Genomic DNA, 24009 nt, shown 5'->3' on the forward strand with positions numbered 1-24009 from the left:
TAGCTCACTATTCGTTTAAATTTCGATTTCGGCTTTATTGCCTTTTTCTTCTAACCAGATCTTTCGATCGGCAGAACGTTTTTTGGATAGCAACATATCCATCACTTGCTCAGAGTTATCGCCATTTTCAAGCGTTAACTGTACTAGTCGTCGAGTTTCACGCGCCATGGTGGTTTCGCGTAACTGCTTAGGGTTCATTTCACCCAAACCTTTAAAGCGCGTTACTTGAATTTTGCCGCGCTTTTTCTCCGCTTTAATACGATCAACAATCCCCTGTTTTTCGTCTTCGTCCAGAGCATAAAAAACTTCCTTACCAATATCCACACGATACAGTGGTGGCATGGCAACGTAGACATGACCGGCTTTTACCAGCGGTTTAAAATGACGAACAAAAAGCGCACACAAAAGCGTCGCAATGTGTAGCCCATCGGAGTCAGCATCCGCCAGAATACAAATCTTTCCATAGCGTAATTTAGATAAATCATCCGTGTTTGGATCTAAGCCAATGGCGACCGAAATATCATGCACTTCTTGTGAGCCCAAAATTTGTTCGGGTTCCACTTCCCAAGTGTTCAAAATTTTTCCGCGTAGCGGCATAATGGCCTGGTATTCTTTATCACGGGCTTGTTTAGCAGAACCGCCCGCCGAATCACCCTCCACCAAAAATAGCTCACTACTCATACTGTCTTGGCCCACACAGTCCGCCAGCTTGCCGGGTAATGCAGGTCCTTGGGTCACTTTTTTGCGGACCACTTTTTTGCTCGCCCGCATTCGCTTATGAGCATTACTAATTGCTTTTTCGGCTAACGCATCACCTATCACTGAGTGTTGATTAAGCCATAGACTAAACGCATCTTTTACCGTACCAGCGACGAAAGTGGCGCACTGCCGAGAGGATAGACGCTCCTTGGTTTGCCCCGAAAACTGAGGGTCATCAAGCTTTACGGATAGAACATAACTGATGCGGTCCCACACGTCGTCAGCCGTTAACTTAACGCCACGAGGCAGTAAGTTTCGGAACTCACAGAATTCACGCATAGCTTCAAGCAAACCATTTCGCATACCATTTACATGGGTACCGCCTTGAGCAGTCGGGATCAGGTTAACGTAACTCTCAGCAAGACATTCACCACCTTCCGGCATCCAGAAAAATGCCCAATCAACCGCTTCCGTATCGCCCGCCAACGAACCAACGAACGGCTCCTCAGGAAGCTTTTCAAAATCACCCGCTTGCTCCAGCAGGTAATCGGTTAGGCCGTCTTCATAATGCCACTCATCCTTTTCGGAGCTTGGTTTATTATCAAAAACAACCTTTAACCCAGGACAGAGAATGGCTTTCGCTTTTAGTAAGTGTTTCAGCTTCGAAATTGAAAACTTAGGACTATCAAAATACTGGGAATCTGGCCAAAACTTAACGCTCGTTCCTGTGTTGCGTTTCCCAACGTCACCAGTCTCTTCGAGGTCCGAGACTTTATGCCCGTTTTCAAAGGCCATTTCATACTGCTTGCCATCACGCTTAACAGTGACCTCTACTCGCTTTGAAAGCGCGTTCACCACAGAAATGCCGACCCCGTGTAAACCGCCTGAAAACTGGTAGTTCTTGTTTGAAAACTTACCACCGGCATGCAGCTTGCTCATGATCAGCTCAACACCCGGAATGCCTTCTTCAGGGTGAATATCCACTGGCATACCGCGTCCATCATCCTGAATTTCTAGGGAATTGTCTTTATGAAGGATAACTTGAATAGTCTTCGCATGTCCTGCTAAGGCTTCGTCCACGCTGTTATCAATCACTTCTTGCCCTAAATGGTTAGGACGAGAGGTGTCGGTATACATGCCCGGACGTTTTTTAACAGGGTCTAGTCCACTGAGGACTTCAATATCATCAGCGGTATATTGGTTTTTTGCCATAAATTCTTATGTTCTATGTGATTTAGTGCTGTGTGAGTCTAAAAGACGCTATATATTGTTATATCGCCTTATCCTATAAAGGCAGATCTTTTTGTGCAAGCAAAATATTTTTTCTGCGAAAGAAGAGAGGAATGACGCTAAAACTCAGAAAGTTCAGGTGCTTTAGTAGCCTGAAATGGCCATATTCACAGAAGGTAAATAACTGTCTACCCGGAACATTTCCACTTCAACCAAACCGCTTTTGCTACAGTTGTACACATTATAGCCAGGCTTCTCTTGGCTCGCCGAGAAATCGGCTGAGTGTTTTTTGAACTGTACGCAGGTCGAAGGTACGGAGCGATAGTGGGTGTGTTTATGAGTTCGGTCTGTGGACTGATGGACATGGCCAAAAGCACACATTTTCACCTGCTGGTGTCGCGCTAACAAATCAACCAGCTCTTGCCCATTATCAATACCAATTTGATCCAGCCAGTGACTCCCCACAGGAATAGGATGGTGATGAGTAAACACCATCGTCGGCAAGTCTTGGTTATCAACTAAACAAGATTCAAGCCAAGATAATTCCTCATCGGACACACAACCATGAACCTTGCCCGGAACATGGCTGTTCAACATCAGTAGTTGCCAATGTTCAGTAATTAATTGCTCAGCTGGCAAAAATGGTTGCTGCGACAGGTATTGCAATAATTTGGGGCGCTCGTCGTGATTGCCAGCTAAACTCAAAACGGGCTTCTTAAAAGGCGCTAGGTACTCAACAAACTTTTGATACGACTCTGGAGTGTAATCTTGAGAAATATCCCCGGTGACCACAAATAGGTCAGGGTTAATGTTACGGCTTTTGATATCGTCAATCACCGCCAGTAAGCTTTCATTGGTATTGACGCCCAGCAGGGTTGAGTGACCATCCGCAAACAAGTGAGGATCGGACAGGTGAAGAACCTTCATCTCAGAGCGTCCGATAAAAAGTCGTGCTTGCTGTTTGTTCAAACCATACCCTCTTATTGCTTAGGCTTTATTATTACTGTATTTTTACTCAAAAAAAACCAATTGGGTCGTGTTTAAACTGTGAGATTGCCCAAATTCTAAACAAAAATTTAACCATTCGGCTAAAAAGCGGTTCAATTGAATTTTTTCATCGGGTTGTTTCATCTCATCATTCGGGTAAGCAAAGACTGGTGGTAGCATACCTTGATTGAGGCCAGTCAAAACCTCAGCAACTTTAGCATCATGATACATTCGAACAAGATATTGTCGCTTCAGGCTAAAATGGTGGGACTCTTGCTTAAGCTCGTAGGTCGCCGTATGTTTACTCTTCTGCTTCAATGTAATCAAGAGGTTAGGTTGCCCCTCAATGGGAATAGAAAAGGACTGATTAAGCGCAAGCTCGGTTAGCATCGTTAAACGGGCAAGCTTTGCATAGTTACTCGCGCAAAGCGCCATAAACTCTTTTAAATCTGGAATGTACTTTCGTTTAACTCGTGTCATATCAGTCTTTAGTCGGGTTAATACTCGATACTGTTCTCGTGAATCAGGAACCATTGTACCGCAATTATCGCCATTGCGTTGTTAATCCGTCCCTGTTGCAGCGCTTTCAATAGCTCCTCTCTATCCATGACCAGCACTTTAATGTCTTCATGCTCCGTGTCGAGACCTGCATATTGGGCTACTTCATCGCTATCGACTAGACCTAAGAATAAGTCCACATACTCAGTAGTGCCGCCTGGGCTAACCCAGTAACCATTCATCGGAATGAGCTTTGTAATCTCACTACCGGCTTCTTCTTGCGCTTCACGAAGGGCGACCTCTTCTGGCTTTTCTCCAGATTCAACCATGCCTGCAACAACCTCAAGCAGCCAAGGTGAAGACTCGCCCGGCATAGCTCCGGGGCGACATTGCTCGACCATGACGAACAGCTCTTTCGTTTTATCGTAAAGCAAAACGCCAACAGCATTTCCACGCTCAAAGATTTCACGCTCGACCACGGGACTCCAGTCACCTTGGTAGCGGCGATGCTGATAACGGTACTTCTTCATCGAGAAAAAGCCATCGTACAATAGCTCTTCCCCCAGAAACTTCACATCATCTTGTGTAAACTGCGGCACCAGTCACTTACTCCTCTATGCTATATCCCACGCCTTTACGCTGGCTGAACTGAATTGAGGATAACACTCTTTCATAATCTGTTACACTTAGCGTGTTGTTTGAAATGTCAGAAATGACTATTCTTTGAACCTATTGCTAGGTTTTCTATTCGCAATATTAACGTCGAAAGACCTTAACTAGGTGAGGTATTGATGACAAGCGCGGCAACCGACTTTGAAACAGCCCGTCATAACATGGTTGAACAGCAGATTCGACCTTGGAATGTTCTCGATCAAAGAGTGCTAGATAAGATCCATGGCTTGGCTCGTGATCGCTTTGTGCCAAAAGAATATCGGCCCATCGCTTACGCTGACACTCAAATTGATATTGGCCACAGCCAAATTATGATGACACCCAAAGAAGAAGCAAGAATGCTGCAAGCTTTGGCCATCAAACCGACGGATGTCGCGCTAGAAATTGGTACGGGAACCGGCTACTGCACGACCCTTATCGCCAGCCTCGCAAAGCAAGTCTACAGCGTTGATATTGTAGAAGAGTATATCGAATCTGCGCGCCAGCTAACCGACGACTTAGGGCTGTCCAATATTGAGTATGAGGAAGGCGATGCGGTCAACGGCTGGCCACATCACAAGCCCTATGACGTGATTGCGATAACCGGTAGTTACTATCAACTACCTGAGCAATACTTAAATCACTTAACCATCGGCGGACGGTTATTTTGTGTGACTGGAGTAGAGCCCGCAATGCAGGCGCAGCTGATCACTCGTGTTTCAGAAGATGAATGGCATAATGAAAGCCTTTATGAAACGGTGATCCCAAGTTTAATTAATAGTAAACCTAAGCCCCAATTTGATTTTTAATGCTGCGATAACAAACCCAATTGCAGCCGAAAACAACTTTGAAGAGACAATTTCAGATGAAGATGACAACAAGCTATAAACTTTTAGCGGCAGTGCTAATCGGTAGCATGACTAATTTGAGCATGGCCAGCACCGACTTAATAAGTGTCTATAAAGACGCGCTGAATAACGATACGCAGTACAAAATTAGCGAAGCTTCGTTAAAGGCCACCGAGCAAGACTACCGTATTTCACGCTCAAGCTTACTGCCACAGATTGGCGGAAGTATTAGCCGTGACCGCAGAGACTTTGATATTGAAGGTCAAGGCCTTGACGGCAGTCCATCTGATCCGTTTACTAACGAGGTCAACTCAACCACTTACGCAGTACAACTCGATCAGGTGTTATTTGATTGGGGACAATGGGTTGCACTCGATCAAGCTGAAATGCGGGTTCGTGCTGCAGAGTTAACCCATGGTGCGAATCTTCAAAGCTTAATGATTCGTAGCTCACAAGCTTATTTCAATGTGCTAGCCGCGGAAGAAACCTTAGCGATTACACGCAATGAAAAGTCCGCATTACAAAAACAATTAGACTTAACCCGAGAGCAATATGAGTCAGGGCTAGCGAATGCTACCGACTTCTTAAATGCCCAAGCAAACTATGACCAAGCGGTGGCAAATGAGATCAGTCAAGAAACCAACTTGGTGAATACCCAAGAAGCATTAAGAGAAGTTACCGGGCAGTATTACGCAGAACTCGAAGATGTCGGCAATAATATCACTATGACACAACCAAGCCCGGCTAATATGGATGACTGGATGCGCGTTGCGACAGAGTCAAACTTGGGTCTAAAAGCGCAACAAATGAGCGTTCGAGTAGCGCGAGATGAGGTCAAACGTAACCGAAGCGGTCACTATCCTAGCGCTAACTTCCGTGTGACTTACAGTGATCAAGACAGCGATACAGACCGTTATTTCCCACAAGGAACCTCGGGTGTACCAGCACTGCCTCCAGGTACCACCACTAGCTCAAGCCAGCTTAGCCAAGGCTACAATGCCGCTGTCACGGTGTCAGTACCTTTATTCTCTGGCTTCAGAACATCAGCGCAAACAGAAAAAGCCAAACAGAATTACTTACGAACCACCCATGAGCTCGAGCAAAATGCCCGCCTAGTTCAAAGAAGTGTACGCTCTGCGTTTACCACACTGGAAGCATCCATTCAGTCTTTCGAAGCGAACAAGCGCGTTTTACAATCAAGCCAAAGCTCTCTAGAAGCGACACAAGATGGTTACCAAGCAGGTACACGGAATATCATTGATGTACTACAAGCGACACGCGCTGTGTATGCAGCGGAGCGTTCGCTGAGTCGTGCTAAATTCGATTATTTAATTAACGGCTTAAACCTTAAGCAGGCTGTTGGTACTTTGACTGAAGAAGACTTAAAGATAGTCAATCAGTGGTTACTTAACAACTAAGCCATCACTTAAGCATCACCCTGCGAGGAGTCTTTCATGCTTTATCCAGCAGGAAAGACTCCAAAGCTTCAACCGTTCGGTTTAAAGCTCCACGGCTTCTTTCCACCACCATTTTCGCATTTGCACCCATCGCCATTCTCTGCTCAGGACTTTGTAACAACTCAACCACTTCTCGGCAAATGTCCTCCGCGCTGTCAGCTTGTCTGATTCCTGCGTGTTCTTTGAGTTCGTTGAATATTTCTTGGAAGTTATGAACATAAGGACCTGATAAGACAGGCTTTCCTAACATAGCTGGCTCTATCATATTGTGACCACCGATGGGCACCAAACTGCCTGCTACAAAGGCAACATCAGAGAGCTCATAAGCCTGCATTAACTCCCCCATAGTATCACCTAGCAGCACATCACACTGACCGTCCCAACTGCCAGGCTGTGACCGTCTCGCTAAACTTAAGCCATACTCCGAAACCAAGTTAGCCACCTCATCAAACCGCTCAGGATGCCTTGGCACTATGATTAACTTAGCTTTTGGGCAGCTTTTTAATACTTTTTGGTGCGCCGATAAGAGAAGCTTATCTTCTCCTTTGTGGGTACTAGCGGCTAGCCAGATGCAACCTTTCGAGTCATCCTTCCATGGTGGAAAGTATTCATTAATATCACTTGGCACAAAGTGCTGGTCAAACTTGATGTTACCCGTAATTAGGCAGTTCTTTTGTTTAACACCTAAATGAATGAACCGCTCCGCATCGTTTTCACAAACGGCCAAAACTAATGAGAGTGACTGCATCATCTGCTCGCTTAGTGAGCTTATTTTAGCGTATTTATCTGCCGACTTTTGAGACATTCTTGCATTCGCTAATACGACAGGAAGCTTAGCTTTACGCATATGATATAACCAGTTAGGCCAAAGCTCGGTTTCCATGATCACCAAGCCTAAGGGGCGAATACGCTTAACAAAACGCTTGATGGTTCCTGGCAAATCGCAAGGAGAGTAATGATGCGTGACCTTATCTCCAAGGCCTTCGATAATTTGCTTTGCGCCGGTAGGGGTTGTCGTGGTAACCACGATATTAAGGTGTGGTCTAGCTGCTAACAGCTTGCTAATGATAGCTTTGGCTGCGATCGACTCTCCCATGGATACCGCATGAAACCATAGTGATGGTCGATCTTGCTTTTTCACGAAACCAAACCGTTCGCGCATTGGCTCTCGATACTGGGGGGGCTTAAAGCTTTTGTAGATCCATCGCAAACAAAGTAATGGCGCGCATAAATAATAAACAAATGTGTAAAGGTATCGAAGCACCTAATTATCCCTTTTTTTTGTGTCTTACGTTATTTTTATTGGCTTGCTCAGCTTCTTGCTTCGCTTTTAATGCCCGCTCTTTTCTGACCTCTTTAGGGTCAATCAGAAGTGGACGATAAATTTCTATACGGTCACCATCATGAACGGTATCAGTCAACTTTGCTAGCTTACTAAATACACCTACTTTTGTCTGAGCCAAATCAACGTCCGGATACAACTCAAGGATGCCTGATTGCACTATAATTGACTCGATGGTTGCTTCAGGCATGACTTGCAACGACAACAAGGTCTGTTCTTCCGGCAGTGCGTAACAGACCTCTACATCAATCTTATCCGTACCATTATTATGAACGGGTTGCTTATCAGAGGACATAGTAGTGTTGACCTGTCATAGTTTATCCGTATACCGATTTAGCCCGTTGTGAAAATGCCTCGACAAAAGACTCGGTCAAGTGATTAAAGATTGTACCGAAAGCCATGCTGGTCAGCACATTTGAAAACTCGAAGTTGACCTCTAATTCAATCTTACAAGCATTTTCATCCAAAGCTGTGAAAGCCCATTGTCCCGTCAAGTGCTTAAAAGGACCGTCCACGAGCTCCATAACAATAGTATTATAAGGGTTGTTTGTGTTTCGTGTTGTAAAACCTTTCTCAAAACCACCCTTGGCCACCGCCAAATTCGCAATCACCAGATTTTCGCTTCGCTCAATTTCTGTCGCACCAGCACAATTTGGCAAAAACTCAGGGTACTTCTCGATATCATCGACCAACTCAAACATTTGCTGAGAAGAATAAGGGACTAGCGCTTGTCGTTTAATGGTTTTCATACGATTTAAGCTCAAATAAGTTGTCGCAATTGTAACATTGGGCTTTTAAAAAATCCTAGCCTATTGAGAGATTAGGCTATGACGCCTATAATCCAATGTAGATTGAATTTCATACATTATAACTTTAAGAGATTACTGAGTGGCTAAAAAAGGCAAGCAAAAAAGCTCAAATAGCGCTATTGCGTTAAATAAAAAAGCACGTCACGACTATTTTATTGAAGAAACCTTTGAGGCAGGTTTGGCTCTTCAAGGCTGGGAGGTAAAAAGTCTCAGAGAAGGTAAGGTAAATCTGTCGGAAAGCTATGTCTTACTTAAAAATGGTGAGGCCTTTCTATTTGGTTGTCATATTTCCCCACTAAAAACGGCTTCAACTCACGTAGTGGCGGATCCTTTAAGGACTAGAAAGCTTCTCTTAAACAATCATGAAATTGCAAAGTTATTTCGTGGCGTTGAGCAGCAAGGTTACGCCGTAGTAGCACTTAAAATGTATTGGAAAAAAGCATTCATTAAACTTGAAATTGGCTTAGCCAAAGGTAAGAAGCAACACGACAAGAGAGCTACTGAGAAAGAGCGTGAGTGGAATAAAACCAAAGAACGACTGATGAAGCACAGTGTGTGACACAGTTCTAATTATGAGTGGCTAACACACTGATATTTGGTGATACCTGCTACTATTATTTGTCTGTCATTTATAGGAATCTAAGCGGTTTGAATACAGTAAACATACTATCAAGCACTATTATAACAAGTTCCAAGCTAACAGCCATTGCCGTCGCTTTAGCTTTGTCAGGTTGTTCGTTTAAAGAAGATAGGCAAGATGTTATCGTACCGATTATCGATGCGACTCCTACAAAAACCTCAAACCTTAAAACCGCAGAAGAAACAAAACCTAGCTCAATCTCAGCCTATATCTACACTGTTCGCTCAGGGGATACACTGGGCATTATAGCCCGAAAATACTTAGGCTCTTCAGAGCGATATAAAGAGTTACTCAAGCTTAATAACTTAAAGCAAAGCGACTCGATTTATGTCGGTCAAAAGCTGAAGTTGCCGACAAAAGGACTCGTTACTCCAAAAGAAATACCGAGTAATGTAGTGTCTAATAGTGCACCTGAGAAAACAAAGACTTACCCTGAGCTTGACGCTTTGATTGAGCAAAAAAAACACAACCAAGCTATTGAGTGGATAGTCAAGCAACCTGATTTAAGTGATGAAGACTACTTACAAGCTACGCTGGTCGAGCTCGCCCTTAAACAGTCAAAAAGCTATAAAAGACAGCAAAAAACGAGCGACGCCGAAACTCTGCTTTCTGGCCTGATTAGCGAATCACCTCTGGCAGCAACAAACCGGCAGCGCTTAATCGCAGAATTAGCGACGCTTAAAGCTGAGCAAGAACTGGTTACTGCAAAAAGATTTGCCGAGCAATCCAAATTCGATCAGTCCTATAACATTTTACTGCTATCTTGGGATCAAGTCGGAGAACCACTGGAAGAAAACATTCTTTTCACCACAACTAGAAGCAAAGTTTCTGAACACTATCATCAACAAGCTCTAAGGCTTTACCGGAATCAGGAGTTAGATAAAGCCTTGTCATACTGGGATAAAGTTCTGGCGATTAACCCTAATGACGACTTAGCGTTAGTTTACCAAGATAGAGTAAAAGCCCTACAAAACAAACTCGAAAACCTATAGCAAGCAGTTAGAGTTTCTGGCTTTGTGGCTTCTGTATTCAGTCTGTGTTTTTCTCGGTGTTAGGGTGATCGAGTAATACGGTCTGATCAATTTCGGTTAGATCACTTAACGATGGGTCGACTTCTGTAACCCCTCCCCCCATGTGCTGAGTCTTTGTAAGACCTGCAAGCTTATGGGTTAAGTCGTTGACCTCTTGTTGAAGCCGCCCTACTTCGTCATGAGTATCAATTTTGATAATATCAGCCTGGCCATGTGAGCGAATATCTTTTATCACTTGGCGAGTTTTATTGATTTTCCGCGTAAACTTATTGGCTAACCAATAAACTCCGGAAAATACCGCTAACATAATTACGAACATCCAAATGATCATGGTCAAGAGCGACGACTGGGTTGCGCTGATAAGTTTGTTTCGACCAATGGCGATGGTTGCAAAGCCGATTTCCTTATCCTGAAAAGAAATAGGCATTTCAAAGATAAAAGCTTCCTGCTGATAGTCGTTCAAGTTTTCAAAAATACGTCCTTCACCTCGATTACTGATAAGTTTACTGGATTCAGAGGCCCTATGTTTCTTACCTACCTGCTCTAGGATACTACTACTTTGAACCAACTCATCTTTGTCACGAATGGATAAATACAGAATTTCCGAGCTTTCTACGATGTCAACTGTAATGGCTTGTAGAGCGACATCCTCACCAAGCAGTAGCGGCTCAGCTGTCTCGCTGGAAATAATCTGAGCCATGGAGCTGCCATAATCATAAACCAGTTGGTTCATCAGACTATTCTGCTTTTTATACACCCAAACCATGCCCAAAACCATGACCACTAATACTAGTGACGATAATGAGATTGCCCAGCGGGCACGCATTGAAACAAAGCGAATGCCACCAATCCCTTGCCGCTCTTGCTCAATCTCAGTTTCAAGGGCGCCTAACTCCTCTATCAACTCTTCCGTTTGGGAGTAACGGAGGTCGGGGTTTTTCTGCAGCAACCGAAATATAATACTTTGCCAAATAAAGCCCTGCTCAGAATACGCGTTCAATGGCTGTGGGTTTTGATGCAGCACTGCTTTCATCATGGCTCCATAGTTCGCAGCCTGAAAAGGTAACTCCCCCTTGGTAACTTTGTAAAGAATTACCCCTAAAGAATATAAATCGGTTTTGAAGTTGGTATCTTGGCCTGAAATTTGCTCTGGAGACATATAAGCCGGAGTCCCCATAACCTTGGCTTGATTTTCTTCACTCTCTCCCTCTAAAAACTGATGCTCTATGCGCGCGATACCAAAGTCAGTTATTTTGAAGCGCTTACCACCATCGAGGACTAGAATGTTTTCAGGCTTGATATCCCTATGGATAACACCTTTACTATGCGCGTAATCCAAAGCATGGGTTAATTGCAAAGCAAGATCTAAGGCTTCAGTGATAGAAAAAGTACCGTGCTCCTGTAAATAGTCATCCAAATTCTGTCCTTCGAGAAGCTCCATCGCAATATAAGGTCGATTTTGCCAGATTCCTACGTCATATATGGTAACGATTCCAGGATGGCTCAACCCCCCAGCAGCTCGTGCTTCTCTCAGAAATAAGTTGCGATACTCCTCTTCTTCTACCAAGTCATGCTTTAGAAGCTTGATTGCCAGAGAGCGGCCTATTTCAGGATCTTTCGCTAGATAAACAACTGACATAGCGCCACGACCGATCTCCTCGATCAGTTCGTAGCGACCTATGGTTAACTTATTAGACATTTACGAATTAGAGGAACAACCAAACCAGAACACCAATTAAGATTACAGCTGCAATACCGAGAGAGCCTACCAGCATCCAGTTTATTTCAGCTTTATCTTCTTCGTCTTCTTCTTTAGCATCAATGAGTGTAAATAGAAACTCGGTGTGTCCTACTTGAATTCTGTCACCAAACTTTAACTCTCGCTCGGTGATTTTTTCACCGTTAACGATGGTTCCGTTAGAGGAGAGTAAGTTTAATATCTTCCAATGCCCATTGTAGTAAGTGACTTGAGCGTGTGTTGAGGATGCCGCTGGATCATAGATAGTAACGCTATTCCCCTTGCCTCTACCGATGACATTCTTTCCATACTCTAAGATATATGCTTCACCTGCATGAGGCTTTGTGGTCGCTAACAAAGCTGGAATTTTAGTCCCATCATCTTCTAACTTTTGAATCTCAGCAGCTATCATCCTATCGACTTCTTTTGAGTCAAAAACAAGTGTTCCTTGTGGCCCGGCCTTATCTTCTCTATACCCCTTCTTAGGGTCGGGTTTGTTTTTTGACGAATCTTGTGACGACATACTTACCTCACGTTAACCTATTTTTAGTAATTCTTTAATTTGTTCAATAATGCTCTTCTTTTTCTTTTTCTTCGGTTTTTTAACCGGCGAAGAAACAAGAATCACAGAGACATTATCGCTACCCCCATTTTCACATGCAAGCGTAACCATATACTCAACTTTCGCTTGGTTATCACGCTGCATGCGCAATGCGCCAATCAGCTCGGTCCGAGATAACTCATCATATAAACCGTCACTGGCTAGCAACAAATGCTCACCATAGTTCCACTCTCTACTCAGAAAGCCAATATCCAGCTGGTTATCATTTTCAATCCCCAAGCACTGGGTAATAACGTGACGCTTAGGATGATGTTTAACCTGGGTGGCCTCTAGCAAACCAGCATTTAAAAGCTTTTGCACTAGAGTATGATCTTCTGTTAATTGAGTCAGCTCTCCGGTTACTTCATTCCATAGATAGGCACGACTATCACCCACCCAAGCGATCTCATAACTATCATCTTTAGAGTGGACAGCGACTACAGTAGCCCCCCTATCTTCCTCTTCATGACGATTATAAGCTTTAATAACAGAATGAGCAGAATGGACAGCATTGAATAAATTCGAGCCATTCGCAATCGACTTACGTATTTCTTTAACGGTATACAGGCTCGCCTGCTCACCCTGCTTTAAGCCGCCGACACCATCAGACAGCAACCACAGACCAAGCTCTGAGGAACCATAAACCTTATCATCATTATTTTCACGAGAAACGCCTTTATGAGTTAGCATTGCCGACTCAAGCCGCTTATTATTTTGTTCTGACATTGACCCTCCTACTCTAGCCCGTAAAGTGTAACCTTTTGTTAAACCTAGCGATGTTAACCAAGCCACAAATTACTTTTAGCAATATCGCACTTGAAGTCTATATACACAAGCCTTATATCAGTTATAATGAAATTTCCACGGGGACGAAATGGCTTCGACGTGGATTACAAAACTTTAAGTGCATGTCGAGATGTTCAGCGAATCTCGTAAAATCAAAGCTGAAAACTTATAGTTGCAAACGAAGACAACTACGCTTTAGCCGCTTAAGGCTAACTGTCTACTCTGAGCGTTCTTGGTAGGGGATAGACAGTCATATACAGGAACTCGCAGGTAACTGTGCTCGGCAGCCAACTGTTAAACTTACCTCGAGACCGCCTTTGAAAGCCTGACCATTGGCTCGTCACTGGTTAAATTAAAGATGGTTCTAAGCATGTAGATCTTGAAGCGGAGGATTCGCGGACGCGGGTTCGACTCCCGCCGTCTCCACCAAATCACCTATACATTTGATTTATAAAACATTTTTAGCTTTGCGCCACATAAAAGTGATACATAAATCGGGTGGGTTATGATAAAAAACTTCTGGTACCTAGAGTACAAATTAAAATCCCTTATTATTATTTATTTTTAATACCTTTAAAAAATACCTTTCGTTGCAAGACTTAACTAAACCTTTTTAGTCTTTTCTGAATCTAAATTTATTTATGAGATAACAACAAGGTTAGAAATCAATGATGATCATTAATAAATTTTCTATTTTTTTTATATTTTCACTTTATCTGACTCTTTTTTTGTGTTCACCCGTAAATGCAAAAGAAGGCCACCCAAAAAGCATATCTAGTTTAGAACAAACAATTGTCGAGCAAGATAAACTCTTATATGACGCTATTTTCAATAGTCAAGATGAAGAATACCTGAAGGATTTATTTGAAGTTGATTTAGAGTTTTATCACGACAAAGGTGGTCTGATGTTTAAATCGGGGGAAGCGTTTTTAAATGGATGGTTGCGTATTTGGGCACTTCAGGAAACTGGAAAGAAAAACTGGCAAAGAAGAGAGTTACTAAGCACTGAAGTATATCCACTAAATAATTATGGTGCATTACAAATTGGTACGCACAGGTTTTACGAAACACGACCTGATGGAATAGAGTTTGCTATGGATGATGCTAAATTTGTTCACCTTTGGAAAGTAAAAGATAAAAAATGGAAGCTTGCGAGAATTGTCAGCTATGATCATCAACCTATTACTACGCCACCGCTAGAGATAACCGAAGAAACTGTGTTAAAACTTAAAGGTTGGATGCAAGAATTGAATGTCCCTGCCGTTGGAATAGGCCTTATTAATGATGGAAAAACTACCTATTCTAAAGTATTCGGCAATCAGTCTGAAGGAGTCAAGGCGAGCTCAAACACTATTTTCAAAGTAGCATCTATAACGAAGCCTGTATCCGCTTTAGTCACTCTTAAAATGGTCGATCAAGGACTATGGGATTTAGATGAACCACTTGCCAATTACTGGACAGATCCTGATGTAGTGAATGATCCTAGAAATAAAAAACTAACAACTCGACATGTATTAAATCAACTGTCTGGGTTACCTAATTGGAGGTTTTTAACCGATAGCGGAAAATTAAATTTCCTTTTTGATCCAGGTGAAAAATTTGAATATTCTGGAGAAGGATTCGAATATTTGAAAAAAGCTGTAGAACATAAGTTTTCCCGTCCATTTGAATCTATCGCTCATAAAGTTTTATTTAATAAAGCAGAAATGAACAACACCAAATTTTGGTGGGATGAAACAGTTGAACAATCAATGTATGCAGAGAACTTTAATGAAGATGGTAAACAATATAAAACGGAAAAATATTATAAAGCCCTAGCTGCAGGCAATATTCTATCCACTACAGATGATTATTTGAAATTTGGAGAGCATGTATTAGCAGGAGCAGGACTAGAGCCAGAATTGTTTGCAGAAATACAAAAGCCACATTCGTCGATGATTGATGATTTACTCACTTATGGCTATGGCTGGATGAACCTCAAGCTCTCGAACGGAAACCACGTAATTTACCACGATGGCCGAGATCCAGGCGTCCGCACTATTATTATATTTATTCCCTCTACTAATCAGGGCATCGTAATATTAACCAATGGTGACAATGGCGACTTACTTTATCGCAAATTGCTAAGCGAACTATCTCCTTTAACAGCAGATTTTGTGTCGCAATTTAATAAAGCCGTAGAAATCTATCTTGCTCGTCAAAAACAGAGTGAACACAATTAAACTAGGGATAGATATCTAATACTTTATTTAAATCACAATAAAAAGGAGGCGTAAAGCCTCCCTCGGGTTATCAGGATATCCGTATCTCATTTTTTGCCACTTGCTATGGCAGCCATATAGCCTATAATCCAAAAATTCTGGGGGCGACTTGGCTTCGACGTGGATTACAAAACTTTAAGTGCATGTCGAGATGTTCAGCGAATCTCGTAAAATCAAAGCTGAAAACTTATAGTTGCAAACGAAGACAACTACGCTTTAGCCGCTTAAGGCTAACTGTCTACTCTGAGCGTTCTTGGTAGGGGATAGACAGTCATATACAGGAACTCGCAGGTAACTGTGCTCGGCAGCCAACTGTTAAACTTACCTCGAGACCGCCTTTGAAAGCCTGACCATTGGCTCGTCACTGGTTAAATTAAAGATGGTTCTAAGCATGTAGATCTTGAAGCGGAGGATTCGCGGACGCGGGTTCGACCCCCGCCGTCTCCACCAAATCAAAAAAGCTACCGTCAGGTAGCTTTTTTTGTTTTCACATGAATAAAGTTGAGTGACTGCAATGAAAAGGGCTTTCCTAAATGATTAGCGAAGCTAGGGCTTGAGTGCGCTCTCAGCTCAATAGCCCAACCTAGCCATTCTCCACCAGCTTTCAAGCTCCTGCCAAACCAGCAGGATTCATCAAGAAAACTTATTGCGCCATCAACAGACGAGCACGGGACTCAACGCCTGGATAGTCCTGCTCACTGAGATGTTCATGCAGCTCATTAAGACGCTCTCCAAGTTCGTGCAATGTATCAGCACTAACATTGATGTGGCCCATTTTCCGTCCTGGTTTTACAGTCTTACCATACCAATGACTACGCGCACCAGTGGTTGCTAAGACTTGCTTCGGAATAGCGGCCTGCCCCAGTACATTAATCATCACACTGGGTTGCAATAAATCGGTGCACCCCAGCGGTAAATCCGCTACGGCACGCACATGATTCTCGAACTGACAGCAATAAACGCCTTGCTGCGTCCAGTGACCTGAGTTGTGCACCCGAGGGGCAATTTCGTTAACCATTAACTCGCCATCAACATCGAAAAACTCGATGGCTAATACGCCAACATAATCCAACGCATCAGCAATTTTATGGTATGCATCAATCCCTTGAGCTTGAATGTCTTGGCTGACGATACCTGCTACTGACAAGCTCAACACGCCATCGGTATGCTCATTTTCAGTAACCGGATAGACTTTTACATTGCCTTGTGCATCGCGTGCACCGATGACAGACACCTCACGGTCAAACGGAATCATCTTTTCGCAAATAATGCTATGCGCCGTATCTTTATCTAAAAATGCTCGCATTTCTTGCCAAATGTCGTCAGCTTGCTGAATGTTTTTTAGACGCCACTGACCTTTGCCGTCGTATCCTGCCTGACAGGTTTTGATCACCAACGGTAAGCCTAACTCATCGATAGCTTGATCAAGATGAGTACGCTCGGTAACCAGTACATAAGGAGCGCTGGGTACACCCGCCCCATCCAATAAAGCTTTCTCTTTTGCACGATCGCCACCGCATTCGATGGCTTTTTTACCAGGGAAAAATTTACCGCTTTGCTCACATAGCGCCAGCACATCTGCCGGGATATGCTCAAACTCCGCAGTAATACGGTCGCTAGCGGCGATAGCTTGCGCCAAGTTTTGCTCATAGCGCTCACCGGTCACCGGATGCAGTACTTGCTCACTGACAACGTCGTAAGCTCGAATATGAATATCTAAGGGAGCCGCCACAAGCGCCATCATGCGTGCAAGCTGTCCCGCTCCGAGTACTAACATTTGCATATCAAGCTCACTATTCAGCTGGGTTAGGATTGGCCAAAATGGTCTCCGTTTGCTCGCTACGGAACTGATCAATTTTTGCAAGGAGTTCTGGTTGCTGGCACCCTAATATTTGTGCAGCTAACAAGCCCGCGTTTGCAGCGCCAGCATCACCAATGGCTAATGTGCCCACCGCGACGCCTTTTGGCATTTGGCAAATTGACAGCAAAGAGTCTACCCCATTTAGGGCTTTGGACTTGACCGGTACCCCAAGCACCGGCAACGACGTAAAGGCCGCAGCCATACCGGGAAGGTGCGCAGCACCGCCAGCACCAGCAATGATGACCTTAATCCCGCGCTCTGCAGCAGAAGAAGCATAATCAGCGAGTAGTTGAGGAGTGCGATGAGCTGAAACGACCTTAGTTTCATACTCCACACCAAACTTATCAAGCATGTCTGCCGCATGCTGCATGGTGGGCCAGTCTGACTTTGAGCCCATTATAATACCTACTTTCATTGCCACTCCTCATGAAAATGATACAAATTTAAATAACGCAGTGCGATGACAGTACATCAGAGCTGAGCATCGAGGGGGTGCCGCGCCAGCGATTTCTATCTCGCTGTAAAATTGTTGCGCAATTATACAAAAAACCCCGATAAAAAGCATGGCTAAGTTTCTTGTCTGCCAGTCTATGCGTCAAACAACTCGTAACTTGCTCCTTTCAGGCTAACGAAGCGTTTTGAGGGCTAAACCAAGCTACAGCGATAGCTCATAGCTACTACCTAGGAGGGTCAACCCGATCCATGTGGCTTGTATTAAGGCGAAACCAGCCAGCGATAGAGTAACGGTCTCTAGCTGCAGGCAACACTTCATGGGGGAAACCTTCACTCAAAAATGCGACGACAGTGCCAAAATTTGGAGTAACTTTTACTCCCTCCCTATCATCAGCATCGCTATATAGCACTAGCTGCCCTTCATCTTCAGCCTTCCAATCAGGGTTAAGGTAAACAACCAAGGACAACACGCGGTTGGACTCTCCTTTAAAGGCATCCAAGTGTCTCTTATAAAAATCGCCAGGCGCATAATGAGCAAAGTGACTCTCAAAAGAAAACAACCCCAGAAACAGCTGTAAATTTAAAAACTCACGCAACTCAGAGGACCACTCTAGCCACTCCTGCCCCGCCTTGGAGGTACCATCGATCCAGCAAATCTCATCTGTTCTGACGACATCACTGACCCTATGGTTCTGTTTACGACCAATACCAGCAGTATCAAACTCACTGTCTTTCATCGCTTTTAGCTGCTTATAAAGCGCGCTAGCCAACGACTTCGGTAATCCGTCGGGAGTGACGCTATACCCCTGGTCGCTTAAATCTTTAGCGATTTTAGTGAATAGCAAGCCATTGCCCGACTCCTTTATAGGCTTTATTACGGCATTGTCTAAATATAACTCATCCAAAAACACAGTCCTCTAAGATGTATCAAGCATACTTGCTCGACGTTATAGGCTTATTTTTTGCACAAATCAATAGTTTCCCTTTGTTGCTGATACTGTCTATGAGTTCAAATTATAAACAGCTCATCGGATGTGTCTCTCTACATAACTTTCACATACAAAGGCTTAGGGTAGTTGTCAGGTACAAGATAGCAAGATTTGTACTGCAATTAGACGGGGGTATCAGTGTTGTTTACGACTTCACACACAACATACATCGTAATACAACAAAAATACCCCACAAAAACGAGGTATGAACAATGAAGAAGCATATTATAACAAGTGCAGTTTGCTTATGCATAACAGGCGCTTACATAGCACAGGATGCGGCGGCTTCAAGTCACCGAGAAGCACCCAATATTACACGATATCCGACCTTGGACTCCACCGATTTTTATGTATTCAACAGTTACGAAACTGGTCGGGAAGATTACGTTACTCTGATAGCAAACTATGTGCCTTTACAGGACGCATACGGTGGCCCTAACTACTTCGCACTCGATCCAGCCGCTCATTATAACATTCATGTTGATAGTGATGGCGATGCCGTCGAAGACATGACGTATCAGTTTAAGTTCGATAATACTCTTGCAGGCGGCGGCGCTGGCATTCAGTTAGCCATTGGTCCTGATGGCGCGAAAAAACAGATTGCCATTCCTTTAAAAAATGCAGGTGGAATCTCAGCTGGTGACAACTCAGTTTTAAATTTCATCGAGCAGTACACGCTTGATGTGGTTGAAGGCCCTGTAAAAACAGGCACGAGCTCTTCGGTCACGTCTGCTGGTGGTGAGTCAACATTTACCAAACCTTGGGACTATATTGGTGACAAAACCTTTAGTTCTGCTGCCGACTATCAAGCTTATGCCAATCAATACGTCTATGACATCAGTGTTCCTAACTGTTCACTGCCAGGCAAGGTGTTCGTTGGACAGCGCTCTGATGCATTCGCGGTTAATCTTGGCGAAAGTTTTGATTTAGTCAACTATGTTCCTGTCGAAGGTGATAGTTCACCGGGTGCCGGAGATGGTAATGGTTTCCCAGGTGGTATTACTCAAGACACAGCTAACGATGATTTGCTTGATAAAAACGTAACTACGATTGCCCTTGAGCTACCGAAAAGCTGCTTAATTGGTGATGGTAACGGCGTTATTGGTGCTTGGACAACAGCTTATGTACCACAAGCTCGTATCCAAAACCCAAATGCAACCTTCGCAAAGCCTGAAGTTAATGGCGGTGCCATGGTGCAAATCTCACGTTTAAGTAACCCTCTCGTTAACGAGGTCGTTATTGGTTTACCTGACAAAGACAAGTTCTCAACGTCTGCACCAAGTGGTGATGGCCAGTTTGCGGATTATGTCACGCACCCAAGTTTTCCAGAACTTCTGAACATTTTGTTTAGAGATGCGGTTAACTCAACGCTCGGAACCAACTTTGAAACTATCGCTCCAACCAACTTCCCTCGTGAAGACTTAGTTGCAGCTTTCTTAACAGGTTTCCCAGGAGTGAATCAACAAGCAACGGTCACGGCTTCTGAAATGCTGCGTTTAAACACAGCCATTCCAGCAGTACCAGCATCACAACAATCACCTTACGGTGTCGTTGGTGATGACTTAGCAGGCTTCCCTAACGGACGTCGCCCAGGTGATGATGTGGTCGATATTGCACTACGTGTAGTTATGGGTCGCTTATGTTACGACTTCCCTGTTAACGGCAACCCTACCAACCTAGGCTACTGCTCACCTTCAGATGCAAACGTTGGTGATGCACCATTTACGGATGGCGCGCCTTTATCGGCAAGTGACGTTGACGAAAGTTTCCCTTACTTGAAAACGCCAATCGCTGGTTCACCTAACTAATCATAGGAGTCATTCATGAATACTTTTAAACTATTAAAGTATCTGGCCCTATCGTCAGTATTTGTCTTAGCGGCATGTAGTGACAGTGATTCGTACTCAGATGAGGAGAATCAACCTCCGGTAGCCAGTAAACTTTCCATCATGACTGTGACAGATACACCAGTGATGGAGCAGCTTGAGGCAGACGACCCTGACGGTGATGCGTTAACCTTCACCGTCATCAATCAGCCTCAATCGGGAACGGTCGAGCTGAGTAGTGATGGTAGCTTTACCTACACGCCTGACAATGAGTTCACGGGAACAGACTTGTTCACTTTCGTAGCCAGTGATGGTGAGTTCAACAGTGCGACCACAGAGGTCGACATTACGGTGAACGTCAAGCAGGAAGTGTTTAGCTCATACAGTCGTGAGTCATACCAACGCTCACCGAGTGACGACCCTTCCGGCGTTAACGGACGTGAGTTTATTTTCGATGTCACAACAACTGATACTTATCAGGACTTGGTACAAGATGGCGAACAATAAACTTCAACCTCTAACATCAGCAGCGCTTTCGCTGCTGGTGTTTTTTTATGCCCCTTCAATAAATGCTGAAGAGTGGGTTCCAAAGAATCCTGACGACATTATTTTAGAATACCCTGTCAATAAATCAGCTGTAACAGGAGAGCTTGACCAGACTCCTGAAACCGTTCTGGACAGTGTAGAGACATTAATAGAAGAGTCACAATACCCAGGTAAAAGTAGCCGTTTGATGGTTGCCGAAAACCAGCTCGCAACTATAAAGCCTGGCGAACTTAGCAAAGAATTAAGCAACCAGTACTATCTGGCTAAAGCCAATATCGCACAAAGTAAACATCAGTTTATTTCAGCACTTGCTCACTTATCAAACATTGATCCTAACAGCCGCTACCATCCTCAGCGCCTTTTAATTGCCGCTAGGATACACATCATTGAAAACAACCTCAGCGAGGCTGAAAAAAAGTGCCGAGAGCTTATCAAAAGTCATGTTTCTGCAGCTGAGCTGTGTTTAATTGAAACTAAAGTTCATCAAGGGAAAACTGAAGAAGTATTACGCTCGGTAAAGCTGTTAGTAAGAAAATATAAGGACACTGAAAGTCCTTTAACTCGATATTACCACCAGGTTAAAGGCTCCATGTTCAGAGTGATGGATGACTTTGCACAGGCAAAAATAGAATTCCAATATCATTTAGAAAAAGCCCCTGTCAGCCAGTGGTACCAATGGTCCGATATGGCTTTTGCTTCGGGCTCTCCTAAGGAAGCTTACACACAACTGTCTAAAATAGCTGACCGTTATTCGACGATCGAAGATGGCTTGTTAGTAAGATTAGCTCGCGCTGAAAAGCTCAGTGACACAGGTACACAGTACCAGAAGCTGGCTAATGAAAAAATTGCTTTAAGAATACTTCGCAAAGACGATATTCATGCTGCTGACATCGCATATTACTACACTTATGTTTCGCCAAATCCTGAAGTTGCATTAACCTGGGCTCAAAAAAATTGGCAACATGTTAAAGAACCGGCAGATCGCGAGTTGCTTGAACACGCACAACAACTAAATAACTGAGGGAACTATGCGCATACTGATTCTATTCGCGCTGTTTTTCATGATAAGCGCAACCCAGGCTCATGAGTTTAGCACTGCAAATTTGACTTTAAAGCAAACAGCGGATGATAGACACGAGGGCTATTTGGCCATCGCTTTAAGCGATCTTCAGCAGACCTTGAATCTTGATCCGACTCATGACGGCAACCTTACTTGGGCAGACCTAAAAAGCAGCCACCCCAAAGTTATTAACTACTTTCAAAAGAGTGCTGATTTTAATAGCAGCGATGAAAGCTGTGATGTCTCTTGGGGCTCTGACATATCATTGCAGGACAGTTATGGCGAAACATTATTAAAACAACCTGTGACCATCACTTGCTCACAGCCAATAACCGTCCATTACACGGCATTTTTTAATACTACCTCAGATCATAAGCTCTTAATTAACTGGGAGCTTACTGAGGGCCAAACACAAGCCATTATTCAATCTCCTGAGCAACCCTTTGCAGTGAGTACCTCAAGTCAGTCCGCTTGGGATACCTTCTTGTTTTATCTGTATCAGGGCATGATCCATATCTGGATTGGTTTAGACCATGTGTTATTCGTGCTCACTTTGTTGCTGCATTTTGTGAATAAACCGGCGTCTCAAAACACTAGTACATTAAAAACAGCGAACGCTTTTAATCTAAAGTCTATGGTTTGGCTAGTCACTGGGTTTACGATAGCCCATTCGATTACCTTAACTTTAACGGCTCTCGACTGGATATCCGTGTCTTCTAAATGGGCAGAAGTCGGGATCGCTATTTCAGTAGCCTACTCCGCTTTAAATGTGGTCACTCATTGGATTAAACGTTTAATGCTAATGACGGTAGCTTTTGGTTTATTACACGGACTAGGGTTTGCTGGTGCATTGAGTGAACTAGGTCTCTGTAAAAGCCACCAATTAACCAGCATCATCGGCTTTAATTTAGGTGTGGAAATAGGGCAAATCGCAATCATTCTGGCTGCGCTGCCAGTATTGTGGTTACTTAAAGCCAAAGAATCTCTGCGCAAATTTGTTGTTCCAGCGTCATCACTGGCAATTTTTGCTCTCGGAATGTTTTGGGTTTGGGAAAGAATCTAGTGTTTATCGTTCTATGGTATAAAGACTAACTAACACGACTGACCGGGATGAGGGTGCTTTTGTCACCCTCCTTCTCGCTCAACCCAAGAAGCTCAGTAGCTTTATTCTCGTCACCCTTTATGATGACGTCAGCCAGCGTATACTCGCTTAATTTGCGCACGAACTCACTAAGCGCAGCCGCTAAAATAGACTTCAGCTCACAGACTGGCGTTATGACGCAGTTACCGTTATGGGAAAAGCACTCAACCAGGTTAAAGTCTGGTTCAAGCTCTAATACCAGCTTTCCTATGTTAATATTTTCAGGGTTTTTACTGAGGCGCATGCCGCCGTTCTTTCCACGCAGAGTTTCAACATAACCGCGTTTATTAAGATTATGAACCACCTTCATCAGGTGGTTTTTAGAAATGCCATAGCTCTCAGCTATGTCTTTAATCCTCGAACGCTTATCCTGATTCAAAGACAAATATATCAGTACACGCAATGAGTAATCCGTATATCTCGTAATATGCATAGACATTCCCTAAATCGATCAAGCCATTAAGTAGCCATGTTTTTATAGTGACGTTTTGACCATTCGTTACTTTCAGTATACTCCAACAGTCCTCAATTTGTAGTGCACAAGCAATAATTTTA

23 protein-coding genes and 2 other RNA genes are annotated in these 24009 nt (G+C 43.7%); 11 read left to right on the plus strand and 14 right to left on the minus strand.

The features are described 5' to 3' along the window. Positions 1 to 15: 15 nt before the first annotated feature. The 4 genes from parE to ABD943_RS03470 form a co-directional block, all read right to left on the minus strand. Positions 16 to 1911: a DNA topoisomerase IV subunit B gene (gene parE, locus ABD943_RS03455; protein WP_345291786.1), complete on the minus strand. Its 1896-nt coding sequence runs from the start codon at positions 1909 to 1911 to the stop codon at positions 16 to 18. A gap of 162 nt (positions 1912 to 2073) precedes the next feature. Beyond that, positions 2074 to 2898, minus strand: a complete 825-nt coding sequence (cpdA, locus tag ABD943_RS03460; protein ID WP_345291787.1) for a 3',5'-cyclic-AMP phosphodiesterase — start codon at positions 2896 to 2898, stop codon at positions 2074 to 2076. 42 nt (positions 2899 to 2940) lie between these two features. After that, positions 2941 to 3396, minus strand: coding sequence for a DUF1249 domain-containing protein (locus ABD943_RS03465; RefSeq protein ID WP_345291788.1), 456 nt, complete (start codon positions 3394 to 3396; stop codon positions 2941 to 2943). Positions 3397 to 3413: 17 nt separating this feature from the next. Next, on the minus strand, positions 3414 to 4013 hold the full coding sequence (locus ABD943_RS03470) for an NUDIX domain-containing protein (RefSeq protein WP_345291789.1): 600 nt from the start codon (positions 4011 to 4013) through the stop codon (positions 3414 to 3416). 192 nt (positions 4014 to 4205) lie between these two features. On the opposite strand from ABD943_RS03470, the gene ABD943_RS03475 reads away from it, so the two are divergent. Next, positions 4206 to 4874 (plus strand): protein-L-isoaspartate O-methyltransferase family protein, encoded by a 669-nt coding sequence (locus tag ABD943_RS03475; RefSeq protein ID WP_345291790.1) that lies wholly within the window; start codon positions 4206 to 4208, stop codon positions 4872 to 4874. A gap of 56 nt (positions 4875 to 4930) precedes the next feature. After that, the gene (locus ABD943_RS03480; protein WP_345291791.1) at positions 4931 to 6331 is read left to right on the plus strand and encodes a TolC family outer membrane protein; all 1401 of its coding nucleotides are present in this window, start codon (positions 4931 to 4933) and stop codon (positions 6329 to 6331) included. Positions 6332 to 6365: 34 nt separating this feature from the next. On the opposite strand, the gene waaA is transcribed toward ABD943_RS03480, so the two are convergent. The 3 genes from waaA to ABD943_RS03495 are packed head-to-tail and all read right to left on the minus strand — an operon-like array spanning position 6366 to position 8461. Continuing rightward, a complete protein-coding gene (gene waaA / locus ABD943_RS03485; protein ID WP_345291792.1) occupies positions 6366 to 7634 on the minus strand; it encodes a lipid IV(A) 3-deoxy-D-manno-octulosonic acid transferase in 1269 nt (422 codons plus the stop codon). A 4-nt stretch (positions 7635 to 7638) separates the two neighbouring features. Beyond that, on the minus strand, positions 7639 to 8007 hold the full coding sequence (locus tag ABD943_RS03490) for an RnfH family protein (RefSeq protein ID WP_345291793.1): 369 nt from the start codon (positions 8005 to 8007) through the stop codon (positions 7639 to 7641). 22 nt (positions 8008 to 8029) lie between these two features. Next, positions 8030 to 8461, minus strand: coding sequence for a type II toxin-antitoxin system RatA family toxin (locus ABD943_RS03495; protein ID WP_345291794.1), 432 nt, complete (start codon positions 8459 to 8461; stop codon positions 8030 to 8032). A 139-nt stretch (positions 8462 to 8600) separates the two neighbouring features. Here ABD943_RS03495 and smpB point away from each other — a divergent pair, with 139 nt between their 5' ends. Further along, on the plus strand, positions 8601 to 9080 hold the full coding sequence (gene smpB / locus ABD943_RS03500; protein WP_345291795.1) for an SsrA-binding protein SmpB: 480 nt from the start codon (positions 8601 to 8603) through the stop codon (positions 9078 to 9080). 89 nt (positions 9081 to 9169) lie between these two features. Beyond that, entirely contained in the window at positions 9170 to 10153 is a 984-nt protein-coding gene (locus ABD943_RS03505) for a LysM peptidoglycan-binding domain-containing protein (RefSeq protein ID WP_345291796.1), read from the plus strand. A gap of 37 nt (positions 10154 to 10190) precedes the next feature. Here ABD943_RS03505 and ABD943_RS03510 read toward each other — a convergent pair whose 3' ends face one another. From ABD943_RS03510 to ABD943_RS03520, 3 genes are read right to left on the minus strand one after another with little or no spacing between them, the layout of a single operon-like run. Further along, positions 10191 to 11891 (minus strand): serine/threonine protein kinase, encoded by a 1701-nt coding sequence (locus ABD943_RS03510; RefSeq protein WP_345291797.1) that lies wholly within the window; start codon positions 11889 to 11891, stop codon positions 10191 to 10193. Positions 11892 to 11898: 7 nt separating this feature from the next. After that, entirely contained in the window at positions 11899 to 12453 is a 555-nt protein-coding gene (locus ABD943_RS03515; RefSeq protein WP_345291798.1) for an FHA domain-containing protein, read from the minus strand. Between the two features lie 12 nt (positions 12454 to 12465). Beyond that, positions 12466 to 13257, minus strand: coding sequence for a PP2C family protein-serine/threonine phosphatase (locus ABD943_RS03520; RefSeq protein ID WP_345291799.1), 792 nt, complete (start codon positions 13255 to 13257; stop codon positions 12466 to 12468). A 139-nt stretch (positions 13258 to 13396) separates the two neighbouring features. On the opposite strand from ABD943_RS03520, the gene ssrA (ABD943_RS03525) reads away from it, so the two are divergent. The 3 genes from ssrA (ABD943_RS03525) to ssrA (ABD943_RS03535) all read left to right on the plus strand — a co-directional run bounded on the left by ssrA (ABD943_RS03525) (position 13397) and on the right by ssrA (ABD943_RS03535) (position 16028). Beyond that, positions 13397 to 13746: a transfer-messenger RNA gene (gene ssrA, locus ABD943_RS03525) on the plus strand. A gap of 239 nt (positions 13747 to 13985) precedes the next feature. Beyond that, complete coding sequence (locus ABD943_RS03530) at positions 13986 to 15539, plus strand: serine hydrolase domain-containing protein (RefSeq protein ID WP_345291800.1); 1554 nt, start codon at positions 13986 to 13988, stop codon at positions 15537 to 15539. Positions 15540 to 15678: 139 nt separating this feature from the next. Further along, positions 15679 to 16028: a transfer-messenger RNA gene (ssrA, locus tag ABD943_RS03535) on the plus strand. A gap of 193 nt (positions 16029 to 16221) precedes the next feature. On the opposite strand, the gene ABD943_RS03540 is transcribed toward ssrA (ABD943_RS03535), so the two are convergent. From ABD943_RS03540 to ABD943_RS03550, 3 genes are all read right to left on the minus strand, one after another. Further along, on the minus strand, positions 16222 to 17361 hold the full coding sequence (locus ABD943_RS03540) for a 5-(carboxyamino)imidazole ribonucleotide synthase (protein WP_345291801.1): 1140 nt from the start codon (positions 17359 to 17361) through the stop codon (positions 16222 to 16224). Positions 17362 to 17371: 10 nt separating this feature from the next. Beyond that, positions 17372 to 17854: a 5-(carboxyamino)imidazole ribonucleotide mutase gene (gene purE, locus ABD943_RS03545; protein ID WP_345291802.1), complete on the minus strand. Its 483-nt coding sequence runs from the start codon at positions 17852 to 17854 to the stop codon at positions 17372 to 17374. Between the two features lie 262 nt (positions 17855 to 18116). Next, the gene (locus ABD943_RS03550) at positions 18117 to 18767 is read right to left on the minus strand and encodes a 2OG-Fe(II) oxygenase (RefSeq protein ID WP_345292682.1); all 651 of its coding nucleotides are present in this window, start codon (positions 18765 to 18767) and stop codon (positions 18117 to 18119) included. A gap of 326 nt (positions 18768 to 19093) precedes the next feature. Between ABD943_RS03550 and ABD943_RS03555 the strand changes: the two genes are divergently transcribed. From ABD943_RS03555 to ABD943_RS03570, 4 genes are read left to right on the plus strand one after another with little or no spacing between them, the layout of a single operon-like run. Then, positions 19094 to 20689: a DUF4331 domain-containing protein gene (locus ABD943_RS03555; RefSeq protein WP_345291803.1), complete on the plus strand. Its 1596-nt coding sequence runs from the start codon at positions 19094 to 19096 to the stop codon at positions 20687 to 20689. Between the two features lie 15 nt (positions 20690 to 20704). Beyond that, positions 20705 to 21214 (plus strand): Ig-like domain-containing protein, encoded by a 510-nt coding sequence (locus tag ABD943_RS03560; RefSeq protein ID WP_345291804.1) that lies wholly within the window; start codon positions 20705 to 20707, stop codon positions 21212 to 21214. Continuing rightward, the gene (locus tag ABD943_RS03565) at positions 21201 to 22274 is read left to right on the plus strand and encodes a tetratricopeptide repeat protein (protein WP_345291805.1); all 1074 of its coding nucleotides are present in this window, start codon (positions 21201 to 21203) and stop codon (positions 22272 to 22274) included. Before ABD943_RS03560 ends, ABD943_RS03565 begins: the two co-directional genes overlap by 14 nt. Positions 22275 to 22314: 40 nt before the next feature. After that, positions 22315 to 23376, plus strand: coding sequence for a HupE/UreJ family protein (locus tag ABD943_RS03570; RefSeq protein WP_345291806.1), 1062 nt, complete (start codon positions 22315 to 22317; stop codon positions 23374 to 23376). A 25-nt stretch (positions 23377 to 23401) separates the two neighbouring features. Here the strand turns inward: ABD943_RS03570 and ABD943_RS03575 are convergent, their stop codons facing one another. Further along, positions 23402 to 23887 carry an RrF2 family transcriptional regulator gene (locus ABD943_RS03575; protein ID WP_345291807.1) on the minus strand — a complete coding sequence of 162 codons (486 nt, stop codon included), beginning with the start codon at positions 23885 to 23887 and terminating at the stop codon, positions 23402 to 23404. Between the last annotated feature and the right edge of the window lie 122 nt (positions 23888 to 24009).

Source organism: Kangiella marina (genome assembly GCF_039541235.1).
GTDB lineage: Bacteria > Pseudomonadota > Gammaproteobacteria > Enterobacterales > Kangiellaceae > Kangiella > Kangiella marina.